This is a genomic window from Pseudomonas sp. AC242, assembly GCF_979258655.1.
The window spans coordinates 464,279-489,837 of record NZ_OZ409873.1; the positions used below are offsets into that span (position 1 = coordinate 464,279).

Genomic DNA, 25,559 nt, shown 5'->3' on the forward strand with positions numbered 1-25,559 from the left:
CACTCGTTTCTAAGCCGTCCGGATTACTGCTGGGGAATTGCTGATGACCGATATTGATGCACGCTTGCGCGAAGACGTTCACCTGCTCGGAGAGCTGTTGGGCAACACCATTCGAGACCAGTACGGCGAGGCCTTTCTCGACAAGATCGAGCAGATTCGCAAAGGCGCCAAGGCCGATCGGCGTGGCTCGATGGACGCTGAACTGAGCGCCAGCCTCAATCAATTGAGCGAAGACGAGTTGCTCCCGGTAGCCCGGGCGTTCAACCAGTTTCTCAATCTGGCGAACATCGCCGAGCAGTATCAGTTGATCCATCGCCGCGAAGAGTCGCAGCCGGCGCCGTTCGAATCCCGCGTATTGCCGGAATTGCTCGCGCGTTTGCGCAGCGAAGGCCACAGCGCCGAGTCGCTGGCCCGGCAATTGGCGCGCCTGGAAATTGAATTGGTCTTGACCGCGCACCCGACCGAAGTGGCACGGCGCACGCTGATCCAGAAGTACGACGCGATCGCCGGGCAACTCGCCGCGCAGGATCATCGCGACCTGACCACAGCCGAACGCGAACAGATTCAAAACACCCTGCAGCGGCTGATCGCCGAAGCCTGGCACACCGAAGAAATCCGCCGCACGCGCCCGACGCCAGTCGATGAAGCCAAATGGGGTTTCGCGGTGATCGAGCACTCGCTGTGGCAAGCGATCCCCAACCATATGCGCAAGGCCGACAAGGCGTTGTACGAAGCGACCGGCCTGCGTCTACCCTTGGAAGCGGCGCCGATTCGCTTCGCTTCCTGGATGGGCGGCGACCGAGACGGCAACCCCAACGTCACCGCTGCGGTGACCCGCGAAGTGTTGCTGCTGGCGCGCTGGATGGCCGCCGATTTGTACCTGCGCGATGTCGATCATCTGGCGGCCGAACTGTCGATGCAGCAGGCCAGTGAAGCCCTCAAAGCCAAAGCCGGCGACAGCGCCGAACCGTATCGCGCGGTGCTCAAACAACTGCGCGAACGCCTGCGCGCCACGCGCAACTGGGCGCACGCCGCGCTGACTGCGCCAACCCCGGCGCCGGCCGATGTGCTGCACAACAACCGCGATCTGCTTGATCCGCTGGAGCTGTGTTTCAACTCGCTGCACGAATGCGGTATGGGCGTGATTGCAGACGGCCCGTTGCTCGATTGCTTGCGTCGTGCGGTGACCTTCGGCTTGTTCCTCGTGCGCCTCGATGTGCGGCAGGATTCCTCGCGGCACAGTTCGGCGATGACTGAAATCACTGATTACCTCGGTCTCGGTCGCTATGAAGACTGGGACGAAGAGCAGCGCATCACCTTCCTGACCCGCGAATTGAGCAATCGTCGGCCATTGCTGCCGGCGCATTTCAAGCCTTCTGCTGATACCGCCGAAGTGCTCAACACCTGCAAGGAGATCGCCGCCGCGCCGGGTGCGTCGCTGGGTTCCTACGTGATTTCCATGGCCGGCGCCGCTTCCGATGTGCTCGCCGTGCAACTGCTGCTCAAAGAGTCCGGCGTGTTGCGGCCGATGCGCGTGGTGCCGTTGTTCGAAACCCTCGCCGACCTCGACAACGCCGGGCCGGTGATGGAGCGGCTGTTGCTGCTGCCGGGTTACCGCGCGCGGCTGCAAGGCCCGCAGGAAGTGATGATCGGTTACTCCGACTCGGCCAAGGACGCCGGCACCACGGCGGCGGCCTGGGCGCAATATCGCGCGCAGGAGCGCCTGGTGGAAATCTGCCGCGAGCAGCAAGTCGAGCTGCTGTTGTTTCACGGTCGCGGCGGCACTGTGGGCCGTGGCGGTGGCCCGGCCCACGCGGCGATTCTGTCGCAGCCACCGGGTTCGGTGGCGGGGCGGTTCCGCACCACCGAGCAGGGGGAAATGATTCGATTCAAATTCGGCCTGCCGGACATCGCCGAACAAAACCTCAATCTGTATCTGGCGGCGGTGCTTGAAGCGACCTTGCTGCCACCGCCGCCACCGACGCCAGAGTGGCGTCATCTAATGGATGAATTGGCGGCTGACGGTGTCAGTGCTTATCGCCAGGTCGTGCGGGAAAATCCGCAGTTCGTCGAGTATTTCCGCCAGTCCACACCCGAACAGGAACTGGGTCGTTTGCCGCTCGGCAGTCGCCCGGCCAAACGCCGGGCCGGCGGTATCGAAAGCCTGCGGGCAATCCCGTGGATCTTCGGCTGGACGCAAACGCGGTTGATGCTGCCAGCGTGGCTCGGTTGGGAATCGGCACTGAGCAAGGCGCTGGAGCGCGGCGAGGGCGAGTTGCTTGGGCAAATGCGCGAGCAGTGGCCGTTCTTCCGCACGCGCATCGACATGCTGGAGATGGTCCTGGCCAAGGCTGACGCGGATATCGCGCTGTCCTACGATGAACGTCTGGTCGAGCCGGATCTGTTGCCGTTGGGCGCGCAGTTACGCGACCTATTGTCGCAGGCGTGCGCGGTGGTGCTTGGCCTGACTGGCCAGTCGCAGCTGCTGGCACATAGCCCTGACACCCTCGAATTCATCCGGCTGCGCAACACCTACCTCGACCCGCTGCATCTATTGCAGGCCGAATTGCTGGCCCGTTCGCGACAGCAGGATGTCGAGCAGGGCAGCCCGGTGGAACAGGCGTTGCTGGTGTCTGTGGCGGGGATTGCCGCCGGTTTGCGAAATACCGGCTAACGTTTTTGTCGTGGCGCGCGGCACCGCACACAAATGCCGGGTGCCGCTTTGCCTGACGGATGAAAATGCCGCCAGGCGACAGTTATTGATGGGGTTGCGACTTGGGTTACCGCGTCGCAAGGTCGCGGGGGGCGTCGGTTTCTCCGACTTTTGGCGTCTTGTGTGGGCGCAGCCTGCTGTGTATCTTGATCAGCCTTTGGCCGTTTGTGCGGCCACGACCCGTATTTTCAGGATTCGTCCCAAGAGGCGAATCCTTTGTTTTGTAAAAGCTTTTTATAAAAAAATTGAGGAGCACATCTAATGCGCGTCATTCTGCTGGGAGCTCCCGGGGCCGGTAAAGGTACTCAGGCTAAGTTCATCACCGAAAAATTCGGCATTCCACAAATTTCCACCGGCGACATGCTGCGTGCAGCGGTCAAGGCCGGTACTCCGCTGGGCGTGCAAGCCAAGAGCATCATGGATGCCGGCGGCCTGGTGTCGGATGACCTGATCATCGCACTGGTTCAGGACCGTATCGCTCAGCCAGACTGCGCCAACGGTTTCCTGTTCGACGGCTTCCCGCGCACCATTCCGCAGGCTGAAGCCCTGGTGACTGCCGGCGTCGAGCTGGATGCCGTGGTTGAAATCGCTGTTGAAGACGAAGAAATCGTTCAACGCATCGCCGGCCGTCGTGTTCACGAAGCCAGCGGCCGCGTTTACCACATCGTCTACAACCCGCCGAAAATCGCGGGCAAAGACGACATCACCGGCGAAGAGCTGGTACAGCGCAAGGACGACACCGAAGAAACCGTGCGTCATCGCCTGTCGGTCTACCATTCGCAGACCAAGCCGCTGGTGGATTTCTACCAGAAGCTGTCGGCTGCCAACGGCAAGCCGAAGTACAGCCACATCGAAGGCGTTGGTTCGGTTGATGCGATCACCACCAAGGTGCTGGCCGCGCTGAGCTGAAAAGTCTGATCGGCTGCATCATCCACGGCCCGCTTGCGGGCCGTAGTTGTTTATACTGACGCACTTTTTCCCACCCCTGTTTTGGAAACATCGATGAGCACCTTGCTGGCCCTGGACACCGCGACTGAAGCTTGCTCCGTTGCCTTGCTGCATGACGGCAAGGTCACGAGTCATTACGAGGTGATCCCGCGCCTGCATGCGCAGAAGCTGCTGCCGATGATCCAGCAACTGCTGGCCGATGCCGGCACCACGCTGCAAGCGGTCGATGCGATTGCCTTCGGTCGCGGGCCGGGTGCGTTTACCGGTGTGCGAATTGCCATTGGTGTGGTGCAAGGTTTGGCGTTCGCGCTGGATCGTCCGGTGTTGCCGGTGTCCAATCTGGCCGTGTTGGCGCAACGTGCGTTGCGTGAGCACGGCGTTAGCCAGGTCGCGGCGGCGATCGATGCGCGGATGGATGAAGTGTATTGGGGCTGCTACCGCGAGACGGCAGGGGAGATGCGTCTGGTCGGTGCCGAAGCGGTGTTGCCACCGGAAGTCGCCGCGCTGCCGGCCGATGCCAGTGGCGACTGGTTTGGTGCTGGCACCGGTTGGGGTTATGGCGAGCGGATCGCGGTCGATCTGACCGGCTCCGACGCCGGCATGTTGCCCCACGCCGAAGACTTGCTGACCTTGGCGCGTTTCGCTTGGGAGCGCGGCGAGTCGATCCCGGCGGATGATGCACAACCGGTTTACCTGCGCGACAAAGTCGCCACCCCCAAGGCTCGTTGAGCCTTTAAAAAGATCGCAGCCTGCGGCAGCTCCTACAAGGATCGCATTCCAAATGTAGGAGCTGCCGAAGGCTGCGATCTTTTGATCTTCTGCAGCCAATCGTCAGTTTCTAACCCCCCGCTTTAAACCTTTTGCGCTTTATGTGTTCTAGTTATCACTCGGCGGTTTGCTAAGTCGGTCAAGTGCCGCTAAATTGCCATCATCGATACCGAGCATGAAATTATGCGTATAGACGGCCTTTCCTCTCAGTCCTACCCCATCAAGCGCAAGCCTCGCAAAGGCAATGTGGCGCTGGATGAATCCGTCGACGATATCGACGGCGAGCTGGAATTCCCGACTGAAGAGCAATTGGCCGCCCGCGCTGCCAAAGCCTCGGCCCAACGCCTGAGCAATCTGCCTGCCCGTCAGCAAGACATGATCTATCACCGTGCGATGAAAAAGAGCGTAGCGATGGCCTTGGCCAGTTACTTGAGCACCGCCGGTTTTGTCGATTGGGATGCAGACGTGCTGGGCCTCGATCTGTACATCTGATGGATCTGCCTTACTACCTCGGTTGCCCGTCCTGGAGCGAAAACGCCTGGCGCGAATATCTGTACCCGGTAGATGCAAAAACCTCTGACTTCCTCGGTCTGTATTCCCAAGTGTTCAACGCCGTTGAAGGCAATACGACCTTCTATGCCAGTCCATCGCCCGCGACTGTGCAGCGTTGGGCTGAAGTTATGCCCGAGCACTTTCGCTTCACCGCCAAATTCCCCGGCGACATCAGCCACAGCGGAGACCTGCGCGAGCAACTGACCGCCGCCGAAACCTTCCTGCAATTACTCAAGCCGCTCGGTGAGCGTGTTTCGCCGCTGTGGCTGCAACTGTCGAAAAGCTTCACGCCGCATCGCCTGCCGGAACTGGCGGCGTTCATCGATGCGCTGGATTGTCCGTTGGCGGTGGAAGTACGGCATGAGCAGTTCTTCGCCAAGGGCGAGAGCGAACGTTTGCTCAATCGTCTGCTGCTGGATCGTGGTGTCGAGCGCATTTGCCTTGATCCGCGTGCGCTGTTCAGCTGCCTGTCGACCGAGTCGTCGGTGATCCACGCGCAATCGAAAAAGCCGCGAGTGCCGACGCGCCCGGCGGCGTTTACGCAGTTCCCGCAGGTGCGTTTCATTGGCCATCCGGAACTGGAAGCCAACGACTCGTTCCTGCTGCCGTGGGTGGCGAAAATCGCCGAATGGATCGAAGAGGGCCGCACGCCGTACATCTTCCTGCACACCGCCGACAACCTCCTCGCAGCGAAGCTGGCGCAACGTTTTCACGCACAACTGATGCAACGTTTGCCTGGCCTGCCGGCGCTGCCTGAGCTATACAGAGAACCCGCTGCGGAGCAACTTGGCCTGCTCTGAAGCGGATTTTTATCCTGCCCAGGAGCCTGCCGATGGATGCCCAAGCCGTTAAAGCACACGCCTTCAAAGCCCTGCATGAACGTCCGGGGATTTTCGTCATTCCCAATCCGTGGGATGCCGGTTCGGCGAAAATGCTCGCCAGCCTCGGCTATCAGGCGTTGGCAACGACCAGTGCCGGTTACGCGTTTTCCCAGGGCAAGGCCGATGGTGCGCTAGGTCTCGACGAGACCCTGGCCAATGTCCGCGCGATTGTCGCGGCCACCGATTTGCCGGTGGCGGTGGATCTGGAAAACGGTTTTTCCGATGACCCGGCCGAAGCCGCGAAAAGCCTGCTTCGCGCAGCAGAGGCGGGTGCGGTCGGTGGCTCGATCGAAGACGCCACGGGCCGCGCGGATGCGCCGATCTATTGCTTCGAACACGCCGTGGCGCGCATCGAAGCGGCCGTCGCCGCCGTGCGCACGCTGCCATTCCCATTCATCCTGACGGCGCGCGCGGAAAACTACCTGCACGGCAATCCTGATATCAACGACACCATCCGCCGCTTGCAGGCCTTCGCCGACGCGGGCGCCGACGTGTTGTACGCGCCGGGTTTGCGCAACGCCGAGGAAGTGCTGGCAGTGGTGCGCGCGGTGGCGCCGAAACCGGTCAATGTGTTGATGTCCGGCGGTTTGAAACTGACCGTGCAGGAGTTGCAAGAAATGGGTGTGCGGCGTATCAGCACCGGCTCGGCATTGGCGTTGGCAGCATTCGGCGAGTTCTTCCGCGCCGCTGAAGAGATCCAGCAATCCGGCACGTTCGGGTTTACCGCGCAGTCGATGCCGTACGCCAAAGCCAACCAGTTTTTCAAAGGCTGAACATGGGGCGGTGGATATTCTGGCTGGTGCTGCTGATGATTGGCGGCGCTGCGGTCAGTGTCTGGCGCGGTTGGCTGGACGTGCCGCCGCAATGGAATCCATGGGCGCCACTGGACGTCAAAGCCGCGCCCAATTGGCTGACCGGTTACAAGCTGATGCGCTTGCGCAGCGATCCTGAACTCTGTGCCCAGGCGTTGAGCAGCTCTGATCTGCGCGTCACGCGGCAATCCGACAGCCCCGACGCCAAGTGTCCACTGATCGGCGTCTTGCGCGTACAGGGTGGTGAGGTGGCGCTGAGCAGCAGCTTCCTCGCCAGTTGTCCGCTGGCGGTGGCCTACGCGATGTTTGAACACCACACGCTGCAACCCGCCGCGCAATCCGTTTACGGGCAAAAGGTCGCGCGTGTCGATCACCTCGGCAGCTTTGCCTGTCGCAATGTCTACAATCGCGAAAGCGGCGCGCTCAGCCGTCATGCCAGTGCTGATGCGCTGGACATCGCCGGGTTTCGTCTGGCCGATGGTCGCACGGTCAGCGTGCTCAAGGACTGGCCCAAGCAAAATCAGGACGCGCAGTTTCTGCGTCAGTTGCGCGACGGTGCCTGTGAGGCATTCAGTGTGGTGTTGAGTCCGGATTACAACGCCGCCCACCGCAATCACTTTCATGTCGATGTCGGGCGCTGGAGCGTGTGTCGCTGAGGTTTAGGCGGCGAGGCGCAGGTTCTGCAGAACGATCGGGCGGGCCCAGCCATTATCGAAGTCCAGCGCCTTCTGTTGCTCGACGATTTCTTCCGGCGGGAACGGCGGATAAGGCTTTTGCAGCAGATCCAGATCGAATTCGGCAATCGGCAGGTACAGCGGTTTCTTCTGCGGGGCCGGGCCAGGCTCTGGAACGGGCTGACCATTGTTGATCACCACCGGACGCACCCAACTGCTGTCGAAATCCTGTTGCTCTTGCTGAGCTTTCAGTTCTTCTGGCGGGAACGGCGGGAATGGTTTGTCCAGCAAGTCCATTTCGAATTCGGCGATCGGCAGGAACAGCGGCTCTGGCGGACGCACTTCGGTTTCCACCACATCGCACTCGCGCTGGCTGACGATGTGCGCGTGCAGCTCGCTGCCGATGGTCGGTTCTTCAGGGCTGCTCAGGTCAACCGGAGGGAACGTGCCACAGGCAGGCACCACTTCACTCGTCTGTTCGGCCATCGCCTGGGCAAAGAAATCCTGCCACAGGTGACTGACGCCGCTCAGTGCTTGAGTGTTGTGACGGCTAAAGTCGCCATGGGGCGAGATGTAGCCAATCGATGTGGGAAGAATGCCTGACATTTTTTTCGGTTGACGCTCAGCTCTGGCAAAATGCGCGTTGAATGAATTATCGGCGGTTTTTGCCGATCCTTGAATTTTTGAGCGTGTTTTCCATGATCGAGCAACCTGCGGCCTGCCGCATCCATGTTCAGGCCCTCGGCCCGACGTTTGAAGCGCAAGCCGGGCAGTGGGCCGAGCGCCTGGGCCTGCCGCTTGAAGTGGCGGACGGCGAGTTTGCCTTGCAGGTCGGCGAGCAGGGTTTGCAGCTGCAACAGCTCGGCCCGGATGCACCGGGGCCGGTGCGGGTCGACTTTGTTGAAGGTGGTGCGGCGCATCGGCGCTTATACGGTGGCGGCAGCGGGCAGATGATCGCCAAGGCTGTCGGCATCGCTCAAGGCGTGCGCCCGCGCGTGCTGGATGCCACGGCGGGGCTGGGCAAGGATGCGTTCGTGCTGGCCAGTCTCGGTTGCGAGATGAGCCTGATCGAACGCCAGCCGCTCATCGGCGCGCTGCTGGAAGATGGTCTGGCGCGGGCGGCGGAAGATTTCGACGTGGCGCCGATCGTGGCGCGGATGAAGTTGCTCAAGGGCAACTCCATCGAAGTCATGCAGAACTGGGAAGGTGAGGCGCCGCAGGTGATTTATCTCGACCCGATGTTTCCGCATCGCGAGAAGACTGCGCTGGTGAAAAAGGAAATGCGTCTGTTCCGGCCGTTGGTGGGTGATGATCCGGATGCGCCGGCGCTGTTGCAGGCCGCTTTGGCATTAGCGACGCACCGGGTGGTGGTCAAACGACCGCGCAAGGCACCGTGCATTGAGGGGCCGAAGCCGAGTCATGCGCTGGATGGCAAATCGAGCCGTTATGACATCTACCCGAAGAAAGCGCTCAAGGCTTGATACCGAGTCGCGCTCATCGCTGGCAAGCCAGCTCCCACAGGGTTTGGTGGTGTGTACACGATTTGTGATCACACCCAAATCCTTGTGGGAGCTGGCTTGCCAGCGATGGCGTCAGTGCCGACACCGCAGAAATCAGGCTTTGTACGCCCGCATAAACAACCCCACCACTTCCTGCACATGGCTTTCCGCTGCCTCTTCAGTCAACGGCTCCCCACAGCCATACAACAGCCGAAAATTCCCCGCACCCTTGATCAGGCAAAAGAAATGCTCGGCGGCATTGCGCGGCAGATCGATGCTCAGCGCGCCTGTCTCGTGAATGCGCGTCAACAACCGCTCCATGCCTTGCACCATGCGCTGAGGGCCGGCCTCGAAGAAGATCAGCGACAGCTTCGGATCCTGACTGCCCAGCGCCATGATCAAGCGGTGCAAGTTCACCGACTCATCACTGTTGATCAGGTGATGAAAGCCTCGCGCAATGTTCAGCAACACATTTTCCACGGCGATGCCTTCGGGCAATTCGAAGAACAATGGCGGCAATTGCTCCTCGCACTTGGCCACGACGGCGGCGGAGAACAGCGTCTCTTTGTCGTTGAAATGGCTGTAGACCGTCAGCTTCGACACGCCAGCCTCGCTGGCGACCGCGTCCATGCTGGTGTTGGCATAGCCATGACTCAGAAAAAGAATTTTCGCCGCGTCGAGGATCGCCTGGCGCTTGGCCAGATCCTTGGGACGGCCCGGACCGTTTGGAGCTGAAAGATTGTTCGACATTCTTCGCTTTTAATACTGGACTGGTGAGTTTGCTATTAATAACATACCCGCCAGTATAATTATTCCAAGCACCATTAGCGAAAGGTCCGTCACCATGTTCCGCCATGCGTTGTCCCTCGCGTTGCCAGTGAGTCTGGCGTTCCTTTTGTCAGCGTGTGGTCAGGAAGAGGCGACGCAAGTCACCGTGCGACCGGCCATGGTGGTGCAGCCAGAGCCTTCGGCGCAGACGATGGAAAGTTATCCGGGCGAGGTTCGCGCTCGCTACGAACCCGATCTGGCGTTCCGCATTGGCGGCAAAGTCAGCCGACGACTGGTCGATGAAGGTCAGCGCGTGAAGGCTGATCAGCCACTCGCCGAACTCGATCCGCAGGACGTGCGCCTGCAGCTGGAAGCCACCCGGGCGCAAGTCGCCGCCGCTGAAGCCAATCTCAACCTGGTGCGTGCCGAGCGCGATCGCTACAAGACCCTGATGGATCGGCAGATGGTCAGCCGCTCGGCCTACGACAATGCGGAAAACCTTTACCGCTCCGGTGAAGCCCGCCTCAAACAAATCAAAGCTGAATTCAACGTTTCGACCAATCAGGCCAGTTACGCGGTGTTGCGTGCGCCGCAGGATGGTGTGGTGGCCAAGCGTTCGGTGGAAGTCGGACAGGTCGTCGCCGCCGGGCAAACCGTGTTTACCCTCGCCACCGACGGCGAGCGCGAAGTGCTGATCAGCCTGCCGGAGCAGAGCTTCGGGCGCTTCAAGGTCGGTCAGCCAGTCACTGTTGAGTTGTGGACGCAACAGAACCAGCGCTTTGCCGGGCAGATCCGCGAACTGTCACCCGCCGCCGATCCACGCTCACGCACTTTTGCTGCACGTATTTCCTTCACCAGCGGCAAAGTCCCGGCCGAACTGGGCCAGAGTGCCCGCGTGTTCGTGCAATCGGCCGATAGCGTTTCCCTGTCGGTGCCGCTCTCGGCGCTCACCGCCGAAAACGGCGCGACCTACGTCTGGGTCGTCAACGGCAACAACACCTTGAAGAAAACCCTGGTGCGCATCGGTCCGTTCGGCGAGAAAACGGTGCCGGTGCTCGAAGGCTTGAGCGCCAGTGACTGGGTGGTGGCTGCCGGCGTTCACGTGTTGCTCGAGGGTCAGCAGGTGCGTCCGGTGGATCGCTCCAACCGTGTGGTCAATCTGGCGGACAAGGAGTAAGTCCCAATGCGCTTCAACCTTTCCGAATGGGCGCTGCGTAATCGCCAGATCGTACTGTTCCTGATGCTTTTGCTGGCCATCGTCGGTGCGTTGTCCTACACCAAACTCGGCCAGAGCGAAGACCCGCCGTTTACCTTCAAGGCCATGGTCATTCAAACCCGTTGGCCGGGTGCGACCGCGCAGGAAGTCTCGCGGCAGGTCACCGAACGCATTGAAAAGAAACTGATGGAAACCGGTGAGTACGAACGCATCGTGTCGTTCTCGCGCCCCGGTGAATCCCAGGTCACCTTCATTGCTCGCGATTCGATGCATTCCAAGGAAATCCCCGACCTCTGGTATCAGGTGCGCAAGAAGGTCAGCGATATTCGTCAGACCTTGCCGCCGGATATTCAGGGGCCGTTCTTCAACGATGAATTCGGCACCACGTTCGGCAATATCTATGCGCTGACCGGCGACGGTTTCGATTACGCGGTGCTCAAGGATTACGCCGATCGCATCCAGATTCAGCTGCAACGGGTCAAGGATGTCGGCAAGGTCGACTTGCTCGGTTTGCAGGACGAGAAGATCTGGGTCGAGCTGTCCAACGTCAAACTGGCGACCCTCGGCTTGCCGCTGGCGGCGGTACAACAAGCGCTGCAAGAACAGAACGCGGTGTCGACCGCCGGGTTCTTTGAAACCGGTAGCGAGCGCTTGCAGCTGCGGGTCTCGGGAAATTTTCAGACGGTCGAGGAGATAAAAAACTTCCCGATCCGCGTCGGCGATCGTACGTTCCGCATCTCCGATGTCGCCGATGTGCGCCGCGGGTTCAACGATCCACCGGCGCCGCGCATGCGTTTCATGGGTGAAGACGCGATCGGTCTGGCGGTGGCGATGAAGGATGGCGGTGACATTCTGGTGCTCGGTAAAGCACTGGAAGGCGAGTTCTCGCGCATCCAGAAAAACCTCCCGGCCGGCATGCAATTGCGCAAGGTTTCCGATCAACCGGCGGCGGTGAAAACCGGGGTCGGCGAGTTTGTTCAGGTGCTGGTCGAGGCGCTGGCGATTGTCTTGCTGGTGAGCTTCTTCTCACTTGGCGTGCGCACTGGCATGGTTGTGGCGCTGACCATTCCACTGGTGCTGGCGATGACTTTCGCCTGCATGTATTACCTCGGCATCGGCCTGCACAAGATCTCTCTTGGCGCGTTGGTGTTGGCGCTGGGCTTGCTGGTGGACGACGCGATCATTGCCGTGGAAATGATGGCGATCAAAATGGAGCAGGGTTTCGACCGTATCCGTGCGGCGAGTTATGCCTGGACCAGCACCGCGTTTCCGATGCTTACGGGGACGTTGATCACTGCCGCCGGGTTCCTGCCGATTGCCACGGCGCAGTCCGGTACTGGCGAGTACACACGCTCGATCTTCCAGGTGGTGACCATCGCGCTGCTCGCGTCCTGGGTGGCGGCAGTGATGTTCGTGCCGTATCTGGGGGAAAAACTCCTGCCGGATCTGGCGAAAATTCATGCGGCCAAACATGGCACTGGCGATGGTCAGGCTGATCCGTATGGCACGCCGTTTTATCAGCGCGTTCGGCGTCTGGTCGAGTGGTGCGTAATGCATCGCAAGACCGTGATCGTGCTGACGGTGGGGCTGTTTATCGCGTCGGTGATGTTGTTTCGTTTCGTCCCGCAGCAGTTTTTCCCGGCCTCGAATCGGCTGGAGTTGATGGTCGATCTGAAACTGGCTGAGGGTGCGTCGCTGGCCAATACCACCGGTGAAGTCAAACGTCTGGAAGCGATGCTCAAGGATCACGCCGGCATCGACAATTACGTCGCCTATGTTGGCACCGGCTCGCCGCGTTTCTATCTGCCGCTCGATCAGCAATTGCCGGCGGCGAGCTTCGCGCAGTTTGTGGTGTTGGCGAAGAACATCGAGGAGCGTGAGGCGCTGCGCAGCTGGTTGATCGAAACGCTTAACGAGCAATTTCCTGCATTGCGTTCGCGGGTCACGCGGTTGGAGAACGGTCCGCCGGTGGGTTATCCGGTGCAGTTCCGCGTGACCGGTGAACACATCGAAGAAGTTCGCGCGCTGGCGCGTAAGGTGGCAGCCAAGGTTCGCGAGAATCCGCATGTGGTCAATGTGCATCTGGATTGGGAGGAGCCGAGCAAAGTCGTGTATCTGAATATCGATCAGGATCGTGCCCGGGCGCTGGGTGTAAGCACGGCGAATCTGGCGAAATTTCTGCAGAGTTCGTTGACCGGGTCGAGTGTCAGCCAGTACCGCGAAGACAATGAGTTGATCGAGATTCTGTTGCGCGGCACGGTGCATGAGCGCACTGAATTGTCGTTGCTGCCGAGTCTGGCCGTGCCGACGGATAACGGTCGCAGTGTGGCGTTGTCGCAGATTGCCACGCTGGAATACGGCTTTGAGGAGGGGATCATCTGGCATCGTAATCGTCTGCCAAACGTGACCGTGCGCGCGGATATTTATGGCAAGGAGCAGCCGGCGACGTTGGTGAAGCAGATCATGCCGACGCTGGATTCGATTCGTGCCGAGTTGCCCGATGGTTATCTGTTGGATGTCGGCGGCACGGTGGAGGATTCCGAGCGTGGGCAGAAGTCGGTGAATGCCGGGGTGCCGATGTTCATTGTCGTGGTGCTGACGTTGTTGATGGTGCAGTTGCGCAGTTTTTCGCGTACGGCGATGGTGTTTTTGACGGCGCCGTTGGGGTTGATCGGGGTGACGTTGTTTTTGATGGTGTTCCGTCAGCCGTTCGGGTTTGTGGCGATGTTGGGGACGATTGCGTTGTCCGGGATGATCATGCGCAATTCGGTAATTCTGGTGGATCAGATCGAGCAGGATATTGCCTCGGGGCTTAAGCCTTGGCAGGCGATTATCGAGGCTACGGTTCGACGCTTCAGGCCGATTGTGTTGACGGCTTTGGCGGCGGTGCTGGCGATGATTCCGTTGTCGCGGAGTGTGTTTTTTGGGCCGATGGCGGTGGCGATCATGGGTGGGTTGATTGTTGCGACTGCGCTGACGCTGTTGTTTTTGCCGGCGTTGTATGCGGCTTGGTTCAGGGTTCGCCGGGAGGTTTGATCTGCGTTTGACGTGGCGGCCTTCGGGCCGACCATGTTCTTGGGGTTTTGGGTGTATATCCGTTTTTGTGGGTGCTGCCGCTGGCGGTTTCGCCCTTACGGCGAGTCACCTTTTCCAAACGCCGAAAAGGTAACCCAAAAGGCTTTGCCCTGACGTTCTGCCCGCTCGCTGGGGCTCGGGGTTCCTTCGCTCCGGGGTCGATCCGGGGGCATCGCCTACGGTTTGCTTCGCTGCACCTCCTCTCGATGTGTTCGACTTCGTCGAACGGTCGCTGCGCTCCCACCCCCGGATCAATCCCTCCACTCAGCCTGCCGACGGGCCTTCAGATCAAGATCAAAAGCTGCAGCCGAGCTAACGCTCATCCTGTTGAGTGGTGAGGAGCAGAAGCGGTCTGCTCTTGCTCTTCTGTGGGAGCGAGCCTGCTCGCGAAGGCGGCCTGACAGCCGACCTGTTTTTTGCAGATGTACGCAATCCAACTGTAGGAGTGAGCCTGCTCGCGATGAGGTCCTGACAGCCGCCCAATCTCTACCTGCATACACCCAAGCCAATTGTGGGAGCTGGCTTGCCAGCGATGGCGGGCTGACTGCCGACCAGTTTCTAGCTGATTACCCGTAGTCCGCTCTACCTCAGCCACTTCCTACATCTTTTTCAGAAACCTCCGATATTGAGCCTTGGTGCCTCGGATGCTGTACTCCAGCCTCTGCTTCCAGCGTTCCTGAGTTTGTCTTGATGAAAAAGCCGCCAGCATTGAAAGGCAGAACCGACCCCGTTTTCGACTTGTTGGTGCGCCCGCCCCACAAACATCGTCTGGAGGACTATCTTGCGCTGCTCAAGCCGCTCGATGATCAAGGTCGTTATCTGCCATTTGAAGCGTTGCGTTATCGCTGGGCGCCAGGGCTGGATGCCAAGCTCTGTTGGGCCTTGGTCAAGAAGGCACGGGCTGCCCAATACATCAACCTTCTGCCACTGGGTGAGCCTGTGCAGTGGGGGAAGTATCTGTTGACGCCGCTGGCGCAGAAGACCATCTCCATCGTCGATCGACAGGCCAGTACGGCTGCGCTGGAGTACATGACCAGCCAGATTGGCGAACGGGCGCATTTCAGTTATCTGCTCAATGATCTTATCGAAGATGAAGCGATTGCCAGTAGCCAGTTGGAAGGCGCTGCGACGACTACGCGTGTGGCCAAGGACATGCTCAAGCAGCAGCGCCAGCCCCGCACTCCGGATGAACGCATGGTGATGGGTAATTACCGGATGATGAATTTTGCCTGGGAGAGACGTTACGAACCCTTGAGCGTGGATTTGATCGCGGCGATTCATCGGGTGGGGGTCGAGGGTATCGATGACGAGCAGTATTCCCCTGGGGTGTTCAGGACCAATGACGAGGTGGTCGTCCAGGACGGGGCGGGCAATACGGTGCACCGGCCGCCACCTGCAGCAGGATTGGTGTCGCGGCTTGAGCGACTGTCGCACTGGATCAACCTGCCCGAAGGCTCACCGCAAGAGACGAGCTACCTGCATCCACTGATCAAGGCGATCACACTGCATTTTGCCTTGGGCTACGAACATCCCTTTCGCGACGGCAACGGGCGGGTCGCCAGGGCGTTGTTTTACTGGTTCATGTTCAAGAACGAATTTGCGGCGTTTCGCTACATTGCGATCAGTTTGTTACTGCGTAATGCTCCGGTGAAATATGGACGTTCATACCTGCATACCGAGGCGGATGAGCTGGATCTGACGTACTTCATCGAATTCCAGTGTTCGGTGATCCAGCGAGCGGTGCTCGGGTTTACCGATGTTTACCGCAAGAGCGTGGCCTACACCGAAGAGTTCGAGCGCTGGCTGACGAATTCTGGCTACTTCGATCAGATGACGGAAAAACAGCGCGCGGTGTATCAGGCGGCAAAAAGCGGGGAGGCTAAGGAGTTCACGGCAGGCAATTTGGCGGAAAATTTTGGTTGCTCGTATAACGAGGCGACTTCGGTTCTGGAGGGCTGGACCAATTGCAGCTTTTGGAGAGAAGGAAGATGGGGCGGGAGTGGGTGTTCTTTTTACGTAGTCCTTTACGTGGAGGGAAGCACGGGAGCGAATTGATTCGCCCCCGTGTCGTGGCTGTTTAGAGTGTGCCGAACACCTTCTTCGCCAGACTGGTCGCCGCAGCGGCCGGGTTCTGGCGGATGGTTTCTTCCTGTTTGCCGATCATCTCGAACAGGCCATTCAGCGCTTGTTCGGTGACGTAGTTTTCAACGTTGGCGCTCTTCGCATCGACAACGCCAAACGCAGCAGCCTGACCAGCGAACGAGTTGTACTTCTGCGCTACGCCAACCTTGTCGGTCGCCTGTTTGACGATCGGCAGGAACTTGGCGCGGATCTGTTCGCGGCTGGATTTGTCGAGGTATTGCGTGGCCGAATCCTTGCCGCCGCTGAGGATGCCTTTGGCGTCTGCCACGCTCATTTTCTTCACGGCGTCGACGAGGATTGGCTGGGCCTGAGTCACAGCGGATTCGGCAGCCTTGTTCATCGCGGTTTCCAGTTCTTCAACCTGGGCGCCCATGCCGAAGGCTTTCATCTTGCTCGCGGCTTTGCCGAGTTTGCCCGGCAGTTCGATCTTCACGTCGGGGTTGTTACTGAAACCGCCGGGTGTGCCCAGTTGTTTGACGGCGATTTGTGCGCCTTGGGTCAGGGCATCCTTGAGGCCTCCGGTGGCGTCTTTTTGCGACAGGTCACTGAGCGACAGCGCCAGCGCGCTGGCGGAGATCATCAGGCCTGCGCACAGGCCGGCGAAGCGAAGGGTAGGGCGGAGCATGGCGGCTTCCTTGTTGCGGAAAAGGGCTGCGGAAAATGAATTAACGAACGGCGTCGACGCGGATTTTCAGCGGCTGCGGGTCGTTACCGTCGAGTTGCACGGCATGGTTTTCGGTGGTGATGAACATCAGCTCACCATTGACTTCGATGCGCGCGCTGACCGAATAGCGATGGCCGGGTTTGACCTGCGCCGGGTCGTAGCTCAGGTGGAAAGGCAGCGGCACCTGGCCTTTGACCTGGCCTTTTTGCTCGTCCAATACGACGGCTGGCGCGTCGGCCAATGAAACGTCTTGCAGGCTGACGCTAAGGGTCGCGCTCGGTGGCAGAGCGATGCGCTGCAGGTAGAACACTTCACCGTCGAGGCCGACTTTGCCAGCGGGGGTGGTCGATTGGCAGGCGCTCAGCAGTGTGGCAGCGGCGAGCAGGGTGAGTTTTTGCATCGGAAGTTCTCCTTTTCATTGTGGGAGCGAGCTTGCTCGCGAAGGCGGTTTAGCATTCAACATTTCAGTTGTCTGACACGCCGTCTTCGCGAGCAAGTCGAATCGTCGCACCGTCACTCCCACCAGGTTTACATCAGGTCTCGGGTTGGGCGACGACCTGATCTGCAGCGTCTTCACTGCGATGCAGCGCGACTTGACGGATCGACAAACGAATCTCCGCCGGCAACACACGTTTGGCCGCACCTTCGGCGAGTTCGCCGAGCAGTTCGTGGTAACTCAGTTTGCCGGCCTCGTCGCGACGCAGCACGTCGAGGTCGAGCAGGGTCTGGATGAAGTGGCGGAACAGGCTCTTGTCGAAGAACTCCGGGGCGTTGAGGCCGTGGAGGATCGACAGGCGCTGGGCCATGACCGTGCAGAGGTCTTCCAGCTCTTCGGCGCTGATGCTGTTCTGGCCGCTGTTGAGCAGCAACGACACGGTCATGTAGAAGCGCTGCAAGGTCTGGGCGATGCTCTTCGACAGCAGCGTCAGCAGGACGAAATGTCGCGAACTTGGCGCCGGACGCAGGTACACATCTTTCTCGAAACGCAGCAGGCCTTGCTCGACGAACGCTTCCAGCCACTGATCGACCACACCGTCCAGTTCGTCCAGCGTCCAGCGAATGAACAGTTCCGATTGCAGGTACGGATACAGCGCGCGGGTGTAGCGCAGGATCTGCTCGCGGCTCATGCGCGAGGTGCTCTGGAAGAAGCTCGCCAGCAGCGCCGGCAGCGCGAAGATGTGCAGCACGTTGTTGCGGTAGTAGGTCATCAAGACGGCGTTCTGCTCGTCCAGATAGAGAATCTTGCCCAGCGCATCGTTCTGCTCGGCGAGCAGGTCCATGTCCTTCACATGCTCGATCAGCGCGCGGCCATCACCTTCCGGCAGTGTGGTGTGTGGCGAGTATGGGACTTTGCGCAGCAGCGCCAGATACAGATCCAGCACTCGCGCCATGGCGCGATCATCCAGCGCCAGGCGCGTAGTCGACAGCAGCGCCAGCGCCACCAGATTGACCGGGTTGATCGCCGCCGCTTCGTTCAAATGCTGTGCGACTTTTTCGCCGAGGCGATTGGTGGTTTCGTTGAGCCACGCCGGCTTGTACTGCGGCCCGAGTTCCTGCTGGCGCCAGTCCGGTTGCTCGGCGTCGAGGAATTCTGCGAGTTTGATCGGTTCGCCGAAGTTCACCGCGACCTGACCGAAACGCTGCTTGAGCGCGCCGATGACTTTGAAAATGTCGAAGATCGATTCTTTTTTCTTGCTTGCCCCGCGAAGTTCGCCCAGATAGGTACGCCCCTCAAGCACGCGCTCATAACCGATGTACACCGGCACAAACACGATCGGCATCCGCGACGAACGCAGGAAGCTGCGCATCGTAATCGCGAGCATCCCGGTTTTCGGTTGCAACATGCGCCCGGTGCGCGAGCGGCCGCCCTCGACGAAGTACTCGACCGGGAAGCCTTTGGTGAACAGCGTGTGCAGGTATTCGTTGAACACCGAGGTGTACAGCGGATTGCCCTTGAACGTGCGGCGCATGAAGAACGCGCCGCCACGGCGCAGCAGGCTGCCGATCACCGGCATGTTCAAGTTGATCCCGGCGGCGATGTGCGGCGGGGTCAGGCCGTTGCGGAACAGCAGGTAGGAGAGCAGCAGGTAGTCGATGTGGCTGCGGTGGCACGGCACGTAGATCACTTCGTGACCCTGGGCGACCTTCTGCACGCCTTCGATGTGGTTGACCTTGATGCCGTCGTAAATCTTGTTCCAGAACCAGCTCAGCACCACTTCGAGGAAACGGATCGCGGTGTAGGTGTAGTCCGAGGCGATCTCGTTGCCGTAGCGCAAGGCCTGGGCCTTGGCTTTCTCCGGGGAGATGTTTTCGCGCTCGGCTTCGTCGAGGATCGCTTGCTTGACCAATGGCTGGTTGAGCAGACCTTTGACCAGGTTACGGCGGTGGGAAATGTCCGGGCCGATGACCGCTGCTTTCAGGTTGCGGAAGTGCACACGCAGAATGCGCTGGGCCATGCGCACGGTGCGTTCGTGGCCCTTGTTGTGCTCGATCAATTCGCGCAGATGGATCGGCGCGGAGAACTGCACGCGGGTCTTGCGGCCGAGGACGATGATGCTCAGCAGTCGACGCAGGCGCCCGGTGACGGCCCAGCTGTCGGCGAACAATAGCTTCCACGGACTGTTTTCGCTGTCCGGCGACTGACCCCAGAACACGCTGACCGGGATGATCTGCGCGTCTTCGGCAGCGTTTTGGGTGAGGGCGCTGACCAGACGCGTCAGGGTCGGCGGTGCGCCGCGCTTGTCCTGGCGCCCGAGCCAGTCCGGATCCGGCGTCAGGTAGAAAAACGCCGCCGGTTCGATCAGCGAACCCACCGACACCGGCAGCACCGGACGCGGCAGGCCGGCCTTGGTGCACTCGGTGTCGAGCACGGCCAGATCAGTCAGCGAAGGGTTTTGCAGGACGTAGAACACCGGACGACTGCGGTCGAGGTTGAGGGTGAACGACGACTGGTTGATCGTCTCCGAGCGAACCCAGAGGTACAACAGTCGGCGCAGGGTGCCAAACACAAGACGGCGGAACGGGGAACGGGTCATACGGCTTCTGCGTGAGTGAATAAAACCGAGCGGTTGCTCGGGAGGTCGACAGTTTGCCGTATTCACCGAAAATCGGCAAAAAAGCGGCGAAGTAATCTCCTGTTGAGAGTTTTCGCACCTGTCATATACTCGGCGGTCTGTCGCCGGGGCCCTTTTATGGACGTCGGACGCAGGCTGACGTTCCGCAAAGGCTTTCCTGCGAAAAGCCTGTTCAATAATAAGAAAGGAGTATGAACAGATGGCAACCCGTGAAACCGGCAACGTGAAGTGGTTCAACGACGCCAAAGGCTACGGCTTTATCCAGCGCGAAGACGGGGTGGACGTGTTCGTGCACTACCGCGCGATTCGCGGCGAAGGGCATCGGTCGCTGACTGAAGGCCAGCAGGTCGAATACGCGGTGATTACTGGCGAGAAGGGTTTGCAGGCTGAGGATGTTGTAGGCCTGTAATGATCGTTCCCACGCTCTGCGTGGGAACGCCTCAACGGACGCTCCGCGTCCGCATTGGGACGCAGAGCGTCCCTGGCTGCATTCCCACGCGGAGCGTGGGAACGATCAGTATCAGGCGGTTTTCCAGGTGATTTCTTCTTCACCATCGGCGCTGATGCGCATCCAGCGATCCGCCGTTTCCTCGCCTTCTTCTTCAACCCACGTGCCCGGTGCGCAACGCACTTCCACGTTCAGCGCAGCGAATGCGGCGCGGGCGCAGGCGATGTCGTCGTCCCACGGCGTCTGGTCGCTTTCCAGGTACAGGCTGTTCCATTTGCCCACCGCTTTCGGTAGCCAGGTCACCGGCACGTTGCCGGCCTTGCACTTGTAGGTCTGGCCTTTCTGTACCCAGTCACTGCACGGGCCCAACGCGGCGCCCAGCCAGGCCGAAATGGCCTTGTGGTCGACGTCGGCGTCTTTCAGGTAAATCTCGATATCCGGTTGGCGCATGGATGTCCTCACTGCGGGTCTGAAAAATCCATTCGCGGATTTAGCCGGCCCCGGGCAATCGCCCGAGACCAAAAGTTATTGAAGAACGAAATAATCGTAGCGCATCGACACGGTGGTCTCGAACGGCTCGGCCTGTTCGATCACCGCCGCGCGACGCTCGGCACTGGCGCGCCAGCCGTGGGGTGTCATCGCCAACAGGTTGGCGCGATCCTCGGGCTTGTCCAGTGTCAGTTTGAATTCCAGGGTTTCACTGTGCGCCAGCGCCATGCCTTCCGGCACCAGGGCCAGGTGCTTGTCGTCGGTGTATTCGCGCACTTCGTCGTACAGGCGTTCGCGCAATTCCATCAGGTGGCCGCTGGTCGGGCCGACTTTCATCAGACCGCCGCCGACACTGAGCAGGCGCTTGGCTTCTTCCCAGTCCAGCGGACTGAAAACACTGGCGAGAAACTGGCAACTGGCCGACGCCAACGGCACGCGGGCCATGCTGGCGATCAACCAGCTAATCGCTGGATTACGTTTGCAGGCGCGTTTGACCGCTTCACGGGAAATATCCAGTGCGTAGCCATCCGCGTTCGGCAAGGCCTCGGCGATTTGCGCGGTGTAATAACCCTCGCCGCAACCGATGTCGACCCAGCGATCCGGCGCATAACTCGCTGCCAGTTCGGCCAGACGCTTGGCCACCGGCGCGTAATGGCCGGCGTTCAAGAAGTCACGGCGCGCCTCGACCATGGCCTGGTTGTCACCAGGGTCGCGGCTGTTCTTGTGTTGCACCGGCAGCAGGTTCAGATAACCCTGCCGCGCGCGGTCGAAGCGGTGGCCGGCGGGGCAGACCACGCCGTTGTCCACTGTATTCAGCGGTTCACTGCAAATGGGGCAAGCAAGCATCAGGCGAGCAACTTGATCAGAGTTTGGTAGTAGATCTCGGTCAGCACGTCGAGATCGGCTGCCAGCACGCGTTCGTTGACCTGGTGAATGGTCGCGTTGACCGGCCCCAGTTCAACCACCTGCGTGCCCATGGTCGCAATGAAGCGGCCATCGGAAGTACCGCCGCTGGTGGACGCTTTGGTCTCGCGACCGGTGATGTCCTTGATGCTCGCCGACACGGCGTCGAGCAGCGCGCCCGGTTCGGTGAGGAACGGCAGGCCGGACAGCGCCCAGTCGATGTGCCAGTCCAGATCGTGCTTGTCGAGAATATCGGCCACACGCTTCTGCAGGCCTTCAACGGTCGATTCGGTGGAGAAACGGAAGTTGAACACCGCCACCAGATCACCTGGAATCACGTTGGTCGCGCCGGTGCCGGAATTGACGTTGGAGATCTGGAAACTGGTCGGCGGGAAGAAATCGTTGCCGTGATCCCAATGCTCGGCGGCCAGTTCGGCCAGCGCCGGAGCGGCGAGGTGGATCGGGTTCTTGGCCAGATGCGGATAGGCGACGTGACCCTGAATGCCTTTGACCGTGAGCTTGGCGCCCAGCGAGCCGCGACGGCCGTTCTTAACCACGTCGCCGACCAGGGTGGTGCTCGACGGTTCGCCGACGATGCACCAGTCCAGACGCTCGTTGCGTGCCGCCAGACGCTCGACCACAGCCTTGGTGCCGTGGTGCGCCGGGCCTTCTTCGTCGCTGGTGATCAGGAACGCGACCTTGCCCTTGTGATTCGGGTAGTCAGCGACAAAGCGCTCGGCGGCAACGGTCATCGACGCCAGGCTGCCTTTCATGTCTGCCGCGCCACGGCCGCAGAGCATGCCGTGTTCGTCGATCACCGCGTTGAACGGGTCGATCTGCCACGCGGTCACCGGACCGGTCGGCACCACGTCGGTGTGGCCAGCGAAGCACAGCACCGGGCCGTCGTTGCTGCCGTGGGTCGCCCAGAAGTTATCCACATCTTCGATGCGCATCGGCTCGAGAGTGAAACCGGCATCGCCCAGGCGCTGCATCATCTGCTTCTGGCAATCGGCGTCGACCGGCGTCACGGACGGACGGCGGATCAGGTCGATGGCGAGTTGGAGGGTCGGCGAAAGGTCGGCGTGGGCCGTCATGTAAATAACTCCGGGTGCGCACGGTAAACCTGTAGGAGCTGCCGAAGGCTGCGATCTTTTGATTTTGTTTTTTAAAATCAACAGCAAGATCAAAAGATCGCAGCCTGCGGCAGCTCCTACCGAGTTTGTTGGCATTGAAAAAGGCGGTCATTCTAAAGCAAAACGGCGGCCCGAAGGCCGCCGTTTGACGTTATCCGTTACCGATTATGCAGCTGCCGGCTCAGGCTTGGCCGCAGGTTTCGGCAACGACGACAGGAACGCCATGATCAGTGCTGCCAGATACGGCAGCGACTGCACCAGCAACATCACCACCCAGAAACGCATGTCGTTGCTCGGCATGCCGTTGACCAAGAAGATCCCCAGCGCCGCGCCCCACAACAGCAGCATGATGAACAGCTCTTCCCGCGCCTCGGAAATCGCCACCCAGAAGCCATGGTTGTCGGCGTTTTTCGGCGTGCGGAAGAACGGAATGCTGCTGGTAAAGAAGCCGTACAGCACCGCTTTGGCGATGGTGTGCGACAACGCCAGCCCGGCCAACGCCGCGCAGAAGGCATCTTTCAGGTTCACGCCAACGGCGCGACGGTAGAGGAAGATGATCTTGCCGACCTTGAACACGAACAGAGCCAGAGGCGGAATCGCGAAGATCAGCAGCGGCGGATCGACTCGTTGCGGCACGATGATCATCGCCGCCGACCACAACAGTGCGCCGACGGTGAAGAAGATGTTCATGCCATCCGCGACCCACGGCAACCAGCCCGCGAGGAAGTGGTAACGCTGGCCGCGCGTCAGTTCGGTGTCCTTGCCGCGCAGCAGGCTGCCGGTGTGACGCTTGATAATCTGGATCGCACCGTAGGCCCAACGGAAACGCTGCTTCTTGAAGTCGATAAACGTATCCGGCATCAGCCCCTTGCCGTAGCTGTCGTGGTAATACGCCGCCGACAGGCCTTTCTCGAACACGCGCAGACCGAGTTCGGCGTCTTCACAGATGCACCAGTCGGCCCAGCCCAATTCTTCCAGAACCGAACGCCGGGTCATGGTCATAGTGCCGTGCTGAATGATCGCGTCACGGTCGTTACGAGTAACCATGCCGATGTGGAAGAAGCCTTTGTATTCGGCGTAGCAAAGCTTTTTGAAGGTGCTTTCGTTCTGGTCGCGATAATCCTGCGGCGACTGCACCACAGCGATTTTCGGGTCGGCGAAGTGCGGCACCATGTGCTTGAGCCAGTTCGGGTGCACGCAGTAATCGGAGTCGATCACGGCGATCACTTCGGCATCTTTGGCGGTGTGCGGGATCAGGTAGTTCAGCGCGCCGCCCTTGAAACCGGCCAGGGGCGAGACGTGGAAGAACTTGAAGCGCGGGCCGAGGGTTGCGCAGTAGTCGCGCACCGGTTCCCACACCGCCGGATCCTTGGTGTTGTTGTCGATGATCAGGACTTCGTAGTCCGGATAATCGAGGGCGGCGAGGGCGTCGAGGGTCTGTTTGACCATCTCCGGCGGCTCGTTGTAGCACGGCACGTGGATCGAAACTTTCGGCCGATAGCTGGAATCGCCCTCGACCGGCAGGAACTCGCGCCGACGCTTGTGAATCCACACCGCTTCGGCCAGCTCATGCGCCTCCGTCAGCAAGACGATAAACACCCCGAGCGCGCCGAGCGCCAAGAGGAATCCGACCGTCAAACTGAACCATGTGCTGTACTGCAGGCTGTAGTCGTAACCGATCCACACCAATACCGAACCGCAAAGAAACGCGATAAAGGTCAGGAAGATCCGCCCACGTTGACGCAGGGCCGAGCCGTCGATCATCAGCAAGGTCAGCGACAACAGCGCCAGCACCACCGAACCGATCGCCAGCACGCGCCATTGCGGGATCGCCACGACCGGGCCTTCGAAGTTGAATTTCTGCTGACGGGCGGCGTTGAACACGCCCCAATACGCGCCGACCGAGCCTTCGTCGCTGGCCTTCCACGGTTGGTCAAATGCTTCGATCACGAAGTAGTTGAAGCCTTGGCGGTTGAGCTTGTTGACCAGGGTGCGCAGGTAGATCGCTTGATCTGCCGGCGACGCATCGGCGCCACCGCGCATGCGACCGTTGCTCGGCCAGCCGACCTCGGAGAGCAGCAGCGGTTTTTTCGGGAACAGCTTTTTCAGGTCGCGGGCGCGGTCGAAAACGAACTGCCCGGCCTTGTCGACGGGGATGAATTCCCAGTACGGCAGAACGTGCGCGGCAATCAGGTCAACGTGCTTGGCCAGTTGTGGGTATTTCTCCCAGATGTGCCATTGCTCGGACGTGGTGACCGGTACTTTCACGGCTGCACGCACGCGATCGAGAAGAACGATCAATGCTTCTGGGGTGATTTCTTCACGAAATAGCGCTTCGTTACCCACGACAACGCGAACCACGCTGCGTGACGTATTGGCCAGTTCGATGGCTTTGGTGATTTCCCGTTCGTTGCGTTCCTGATCCGGACTGATCCAGATGCCGAGGGTGACCCGAAGGCCGAACTCTTCAGCCAGTTTCGGGATGTCTCCCAGCGAGCCGTCCACCGAGTAGATGCGGATGTTATCCGTCAGCTTGCTCATGATCTCCAGATCGCGGCGCATTTCGTCGTCAGTCGGATACTGATCCTTCTGCGGATATTGTCCCTGCTGGAACGGCGAGTAGGAGAAACCGGAGATCTGCTCCGGCCAGTTCGGCGCCGAAACCGGGCGATTGATCAGCGCCCAGAAACCGGTGAACAGGGCGGCGATTGCCAGAACCACCACCAGGTTGAGTCCAAATTTACGCGATGACATAGCTATTTCGGGTTCCAAAGGCTGTGGAACGGAGGATCGGTCGGCT

At 60.2% G+C, this 25,559-nt stretch carries 20 protein-coding genes and 1 pseudogene; 12 read left to right on the plus strand and 9 right to left on the minus strand.

The genetic code is table 11. The features are described from left to right. The first annotated feature begins 43 nt into the window (after nt 1-43). The 7 genes from ppc to ACZZ0A_RS02050 all read left to right on the plus strand — a co-directional run bounded on the left by ppc (nt 44) and on the right by ACZZ0A_RS02050 (nt 7,330). Nucleotides 44-2,674 (plus strand): phosphoenolpyruvate carboxylase, encoded by a 2,631-nt coding sequence (gene ppc, locus ACZZ0A_RS02020; protein WP_007908896.1) that lies wholly within the window; start codon nt 44-46, stop codon nt 2,672-2,674. A 300-nt stretch (nt 2,675-2,974) separates the two neighbouring features. Beyond that, nucleotides 2,975-3,622, plus strand: coding sequence for an adenylate kinase (gene adk / locus ACZZ0A_RS02025; protein WP_134176932.1), 648 nt, complete (start codon nt 2,975-2,977; stop codon nt 3,620-3,622). Between the two features lie 93 nt (nt 3,623-3,715). Next, a complete protein-coding gene (gene tsaB / locus ACZZ0A_RS02030; protein ID WP_095112537.1) occupies nt 3,716-4,390 on the plus strand; it encodes a tRNA (adenosine(37)-N6)-threonylcarbamoyltransferase complex dimerization subunit type 1 TsaB in 675 nt (224 codons plus the stop codon). Between the two features lie 222 nt (nt 4,391-4,612). Continuing rightward, nucleotides 4,613-4,921 carry a hypothetical protein gene (locus ACZZ0A_RS02035; protein ID WP_007908889.1) on the plus strand — a complete coding sequence of 103 codons (309 nt, stop codon included), beginning with the start codon at nt 4,613-4,615 and terminating at the stop codon, nt 4,919-4,921. Further along, a complete protein-coding gene (locus tag ACZZ0A_RS02040) occupies nt 4,921-5,781 on the plus strand; it encodes a DUF72 domain-containing protein (protein WP_007908887.1) in 861 nt (286 codons plus the stop codon). The genes ACZZ0A_RS02035 and ACZZ0A_RS02040 overlap by 1 nt, the downstream gene beginning before the upstream one ends. Before the next feature lie 32 nt (nt 5,782-5,813). Further along, the gene (locus tag ACZZ0A_RS02045) at nt 5,814-6,635 is read left to right on the plus strand and encodes an isocitrate lyase/PEP mutase family protein (RefSeq protein ID WP_463542456.1); all 822 of its coding nucleotides are present in this window, start codon (nt 5,814-5,816) and stop codon (nt 6,633-6,635) included. Between the two features lie 2 nt (nt 6,636-6,637). Next, nucleotides 6,638-7,330 (plus strand): extensin-like domain-containing protein, encoded by a 693-nt coding sequence (locus tag ACZZ0A_RS02050; RefSeq protein WP_463542457.1) that lies wholly within the window; start codon nt 6,638-6,640, stop codon nt 7,328-7,330. 3 nt (nt 7,331-7,333) lie between these two features. Here ACZZ0A_RS02050 and ACZZ0A_RS02055 read toward each other — a convergent pair whose 3' ends face one another. Continuing rightward, nucleotides 7,334-7,954 carry a hypothetical protein gene (locus ACZZ0A_RS02055; RefSeq protein WP_007908883.1) on the minus strand — a complete coding sequence of 207 codons (621 nt, stop codon included), beginning with the start codon at nt 7,952-7,954 and terminating at the stop codon, nt 7,334-7,336. Nucleotides 7,955-8,046: 92 nt separating this feature from the next. Here ACZZ0A_RS02055 and ACZZ0A_RS02060 point away from each other — a divergent pair, with 92 nt between their 5' ends. Next, nucleotides 8,047-8,829 carry a class I SAM-dependent methyltransferase gene (locus ACZZ0A_RS02060; RefSeq protein ID WP_007908882.1) on the plus strand — a complete coding sequence of 261 codons (783 nt, stop codon included), beginning with the start codon at nt 8,047-8,049 and terminating at the stop codon, nt 8,827-8,829. Between the two features lie 132 nt (nt 8,830-8,961). On the opposite strand, the gene ACZZ0A_RS02065 is transcribed toward ACZZ0A_RS02060, so the two are convergent. Next, a complete protein-coding gene (locus tag ACZZ0A_RS02065; RefSeq protein ID WP_007908881.1) occupies nt 8,962-9,597 on the minus strand; it encodes a TetR/AcrR family transcriptional regulator in 636 nt (211 codons plus the stop codon). Between the two features lie 94 nt (nt 9,598-9,691). Between ACZZ0A_RS02065 and ACZZ0A_RS02070 the strand changes: the two genes are divergently transcribed. The 3 genes and pseudogenes from ACZZ0A_RS02070 (at nt 9,692) to ACZZ0A_RS02080 (ending at nt 15,987) form a co-directional block, all read left to right on the plus strand. After that, nucleotides 9,692-10,792, plus strand: a complete 1,101-nt coding sequence (locus ACZZ0A_RS02070; protein ID WP_414916560.1) for an efflux RND transporter periplasmic adaptor subunit — start codon at nt 9,692-9,694, stop codon at nt 10,790-10,792. Between the two features lie 6 nt (nt 10,793-10,798). Beyond that, nucleotides 10,799-13,867: an efflux RND transporter permease subunit gene (locus ACZZ0A_RS02075; RefSeq protein ID WP_007908878.1), complete on the plus strand. Its 3,069-nt coding sequence runs from the start codon at nt 10,799-10,801 to the stop codon at nt 13,865-13,867. 729 nt (nt 13,868-14,596) lie between these two features. Beyond that, a pseudogene (locus tag ACZZ0A_RS02080) lies at nt 14,597-15,987 on the plus strand (Fic family protein). Here the strand turns inward: ACZZ0A_RS02080 and ACZZ0A_RS02085 are convergent. From ACZZ0A_RS02085 to plsB, 3 genes are all read right to left on the minus strand, one after another. Beyond that, on the minus strand, nt 15,984-16,673 hold the full coding sequence (locus tag ACZZ0A_RS02085) for a DUF4197 domain-containing protein (protein WP_007908873.1): 690 nt from the start codon (nt 16,671-16,673) through the stop codon (nt 15,984-15,986). The pseudogene ACZZ0A_RS02080 and the gene ACZZ0A_RS02085 overlap by 4 nt on opposite strands. Nucleotides 16,674-16,713: 40 nt before the next feature. Beyond that, the gene (locus ACZZ0A_RS02090; protein ID WP_095112527.1) at nt 16,714-17,112 is read right to left on the minus strand and encodes a YbaY family lipoprotein; all 399 of its coding nucleotides are present in this window, start codon (nt 17,110-17,112) and stop codon (nt 16,714-16,716) included. A gap of 133 nt (nt 17,113-17,245) precedes the next feature. Then, a complete protein-coding gene (gene plsB / locus ACZZ0A_RS02095; protein WP_007908871.1) occupies nt 17,246-19,747 on the minus strand; it encodes a glycerol-3-phosphate 1-O-acyltransferase PlsB in 2,502 nt (833 codons plus the stop codon). Between the two features lie 238 nt (nt 19,748-19,985). Between plsB and ACZZ0A_RS02100 the strand changes: the two genes are divergently transcribed. Continuing rightward, nucleotides 19,986-20,195, plus strand: coding sequence for a cold-shock protein (locus ACZZ0A_RS02100; protein WP_007908870.1), 210 nt, complete (start codon nt 19,986-19,988; stop codon nt 20,193-20,195). A gap of 111 nt (nt 20,196-20,306) precedes the next feature. On the opposite strand, the gene ACZZ0A_RS02105 is transcribed toward ACZZ0A_RS02100, so the two are convergent. The 4 genes from ACZZ0A_RS02105 to ACZZ0A_RS02120 all read right to left on the minus strand — a co-directional run bounded on the left by ACZZ0A_RS02105 (nt 20,307) and on the right by ACZZ0A_RS02120 (nt 25,513). After that, entirely contained in the window at nt 20,307-20,684 is a 378-nt protein-coding gene (locus ACZZ0A_RS02105) for a hypothetical protein (RefSeq protein WP_007908869.1), read from the minus strand. A gap of 75 nt (nt 20,685-20,759) precedes the next feature. Next, nucleotides 20,760-21,569: a putative RNA methyltransferase gene (locus tag ACZZ0A_RS02110; RefSeq protein WP_463542458.1), complete on the minus strand. Its 810-nt coding sequence runs from the start codon at nt 21,567-21,569 to the stop codon at nt 20,760-20,762. Then, nucleotides 21,569-22,720 carry a succinyl-diaminopimelate desuccinylase gene (gene dapE / locus ACZZ0A_RS02115; RefSeq protein ID WP_007908867.1) on the minus strand — a complete coding sequence of 384 codons (1,152 nt, stop codon included), beginning with the start codon at nt 22,718-22,720 and terminating at the stop codon, nt 21,569-21,571. Before dapE ends, ACZZ0A_RS02110 begins: the two co-directional genes overlap by 1 nt. Before the next feature lie 204 nt (nt 22,721-22,924). Then, a complete protein-coding gene (locus tag ACZZ0A_RS02120; protein ID WP_007908866.1) occupies nt 22,925-25,513 on the minus strand; it encodes a glycosyltransferase in 2,589 nt (862 codons plus the stop codon). Nucleotides 25,514-25,559: the final 46 nt, after the last annotated feature.

Bases quoted from the DNA above. Each gene is read 5' to 3' on its own strand.
- ACZZ0A_RS02065 (WP_007908881.1), bottom strand. From the start codon at position 9,597: ATGTCGAACAATCTTTCAGCTCCAAACGGTCCGGGCCGTCCCAAGGAT.
- ACZZ0A_RS02060 (WP_007908882.1), top strand. From the start codon at position 8,047: ATGATCGAGCAACCTGCGGCCTGCCGCATCCATGTTCAGGCCCTCGGC.
- ACZZ0A_RS02070 (WP_414916560.1), top strand. From the start codon at position 9,692: ATGTTCCGCCATGCGTTGTCCCTCGCGTTGCCAGTGAGTCTGGCGTTC.
- ACZZ0A_RS02040 (WP_007908887.1), top strand. From the start codon at position 4,921: ATGGATCTGCCTTACTACCTCGGTTGCCCGTCCTGGAGCGAAAACGCC.
- ACZZ0A_RS02035 (WP_007908889.1), top strand. From the start codon at position 4,613: ATGCGTATAGACGGCCTTTCCTCTCAGTCCTACCCCATCAAGCGCAAG.
- tsaB (WP_095112537.1), top strand. From the start codon at position 3,716: ATGAGCACCTTGCTGGCCCTGGACACCGCGACTGAAGCTTGCTCCGTT.
- ACZZ0A_RS02055 (WP_007908883.1), bottom strand. From the start codon at position 7,954: ATGTCAGGCATTCTTCCCACATCGATTGGCTACATCTCGCCCCATGGC.
- ACZZ0A_RS02105 (WP_007908869.1), bottom strand. From the start codon at position 20,684: ATGCGCCAACCGGATATCGAGATTTACCTGAAAGACGCCGACGTCGAC.
- ACZZ0A_RS02050 (WP_463542457.1), top strand. From the start codon at position 6,638: ATGGGGCGGTGGATATTCTGGCTGGTGCTGCTGATGATTGGCGGCGCT.
- dapE (WP_007908867.1), bottom strand. From the start codon at position 22,720: ATGACGGCCCACGCCGACCTTTCGCCGACCCTCCAACTCGCCATCGAC.
- ACZZ0A_RS02045 (WP_463542456.1), top strand. From the start codon at position 5,814: ATGGATGCCCAAGCCGTTAAAGCACACGCCTTCAAAGCCCTGCATGAA.
- ACZZ0A_RS02085 (WP_007908873.1), bottom strand. From the start codon at position 16,673: ATGCTCCGCCCTACCCTTCGCTTCGCCGGCCTGTGCGCAGGCCTGATG.
- ACZZ0A_RS02100 (WP_007908870.1), top strand. From the start codon at position 19,986: ATGGCAACCCGTGAAACCGGCAACGTGAAGTGGTTCAACGACGCCAAA.
- adk (WP_134176932.1), top strand. From the start codon at position 2,975: ATGCGCGTCATTCTGCTGGGAGCTCCCGGGGCCGGTAAAGGTACTCAG.
- ACZZ0A_RS02075 (WP_007908878.1), top strand. From the start codon at position 10,799: ATGCGCTTCAACCTTTCCGAATGGGCGCTGCGTAATCGCCAGATCGTA.
- ACZZ0A_RS02120 (WP_007908866.1), bottom strand. From the start codon at position 25,513: ATGTCATCGCGTAAATTTGGACTCAACCTGGTGGTGGTTCTGGCAATC.
- ACZZ0A_RS02110 (WP_463542458.1), bottom strand. From the start codon at position 21,569: ATGCTTGCTTGCCCCATTTGCAGTGAACCGCTGAATACAGTGGACAAC.
- plsB (WP_007908871.1), bottom strand. From the start codon at position 19,747: ATGACCCGTTCCCCGTTCCGCCGTCTTGTGTTTGGCACCCTGCGCCGA.
- ACZZ0A_RS02090 (WP_095112527.1), bottom strand. From the start codon at position 17,112: ATGCAAAAACTCACCCTGCTCGCCGCTGCCACACTGCTGAGCGCCTGC.
- ppc (WP_007908896.1), top strand. From the start codon at position 44: ATGACCGATATTGATGCACGCTTGCGCGAAGACGTTCACCTGCTCGGA.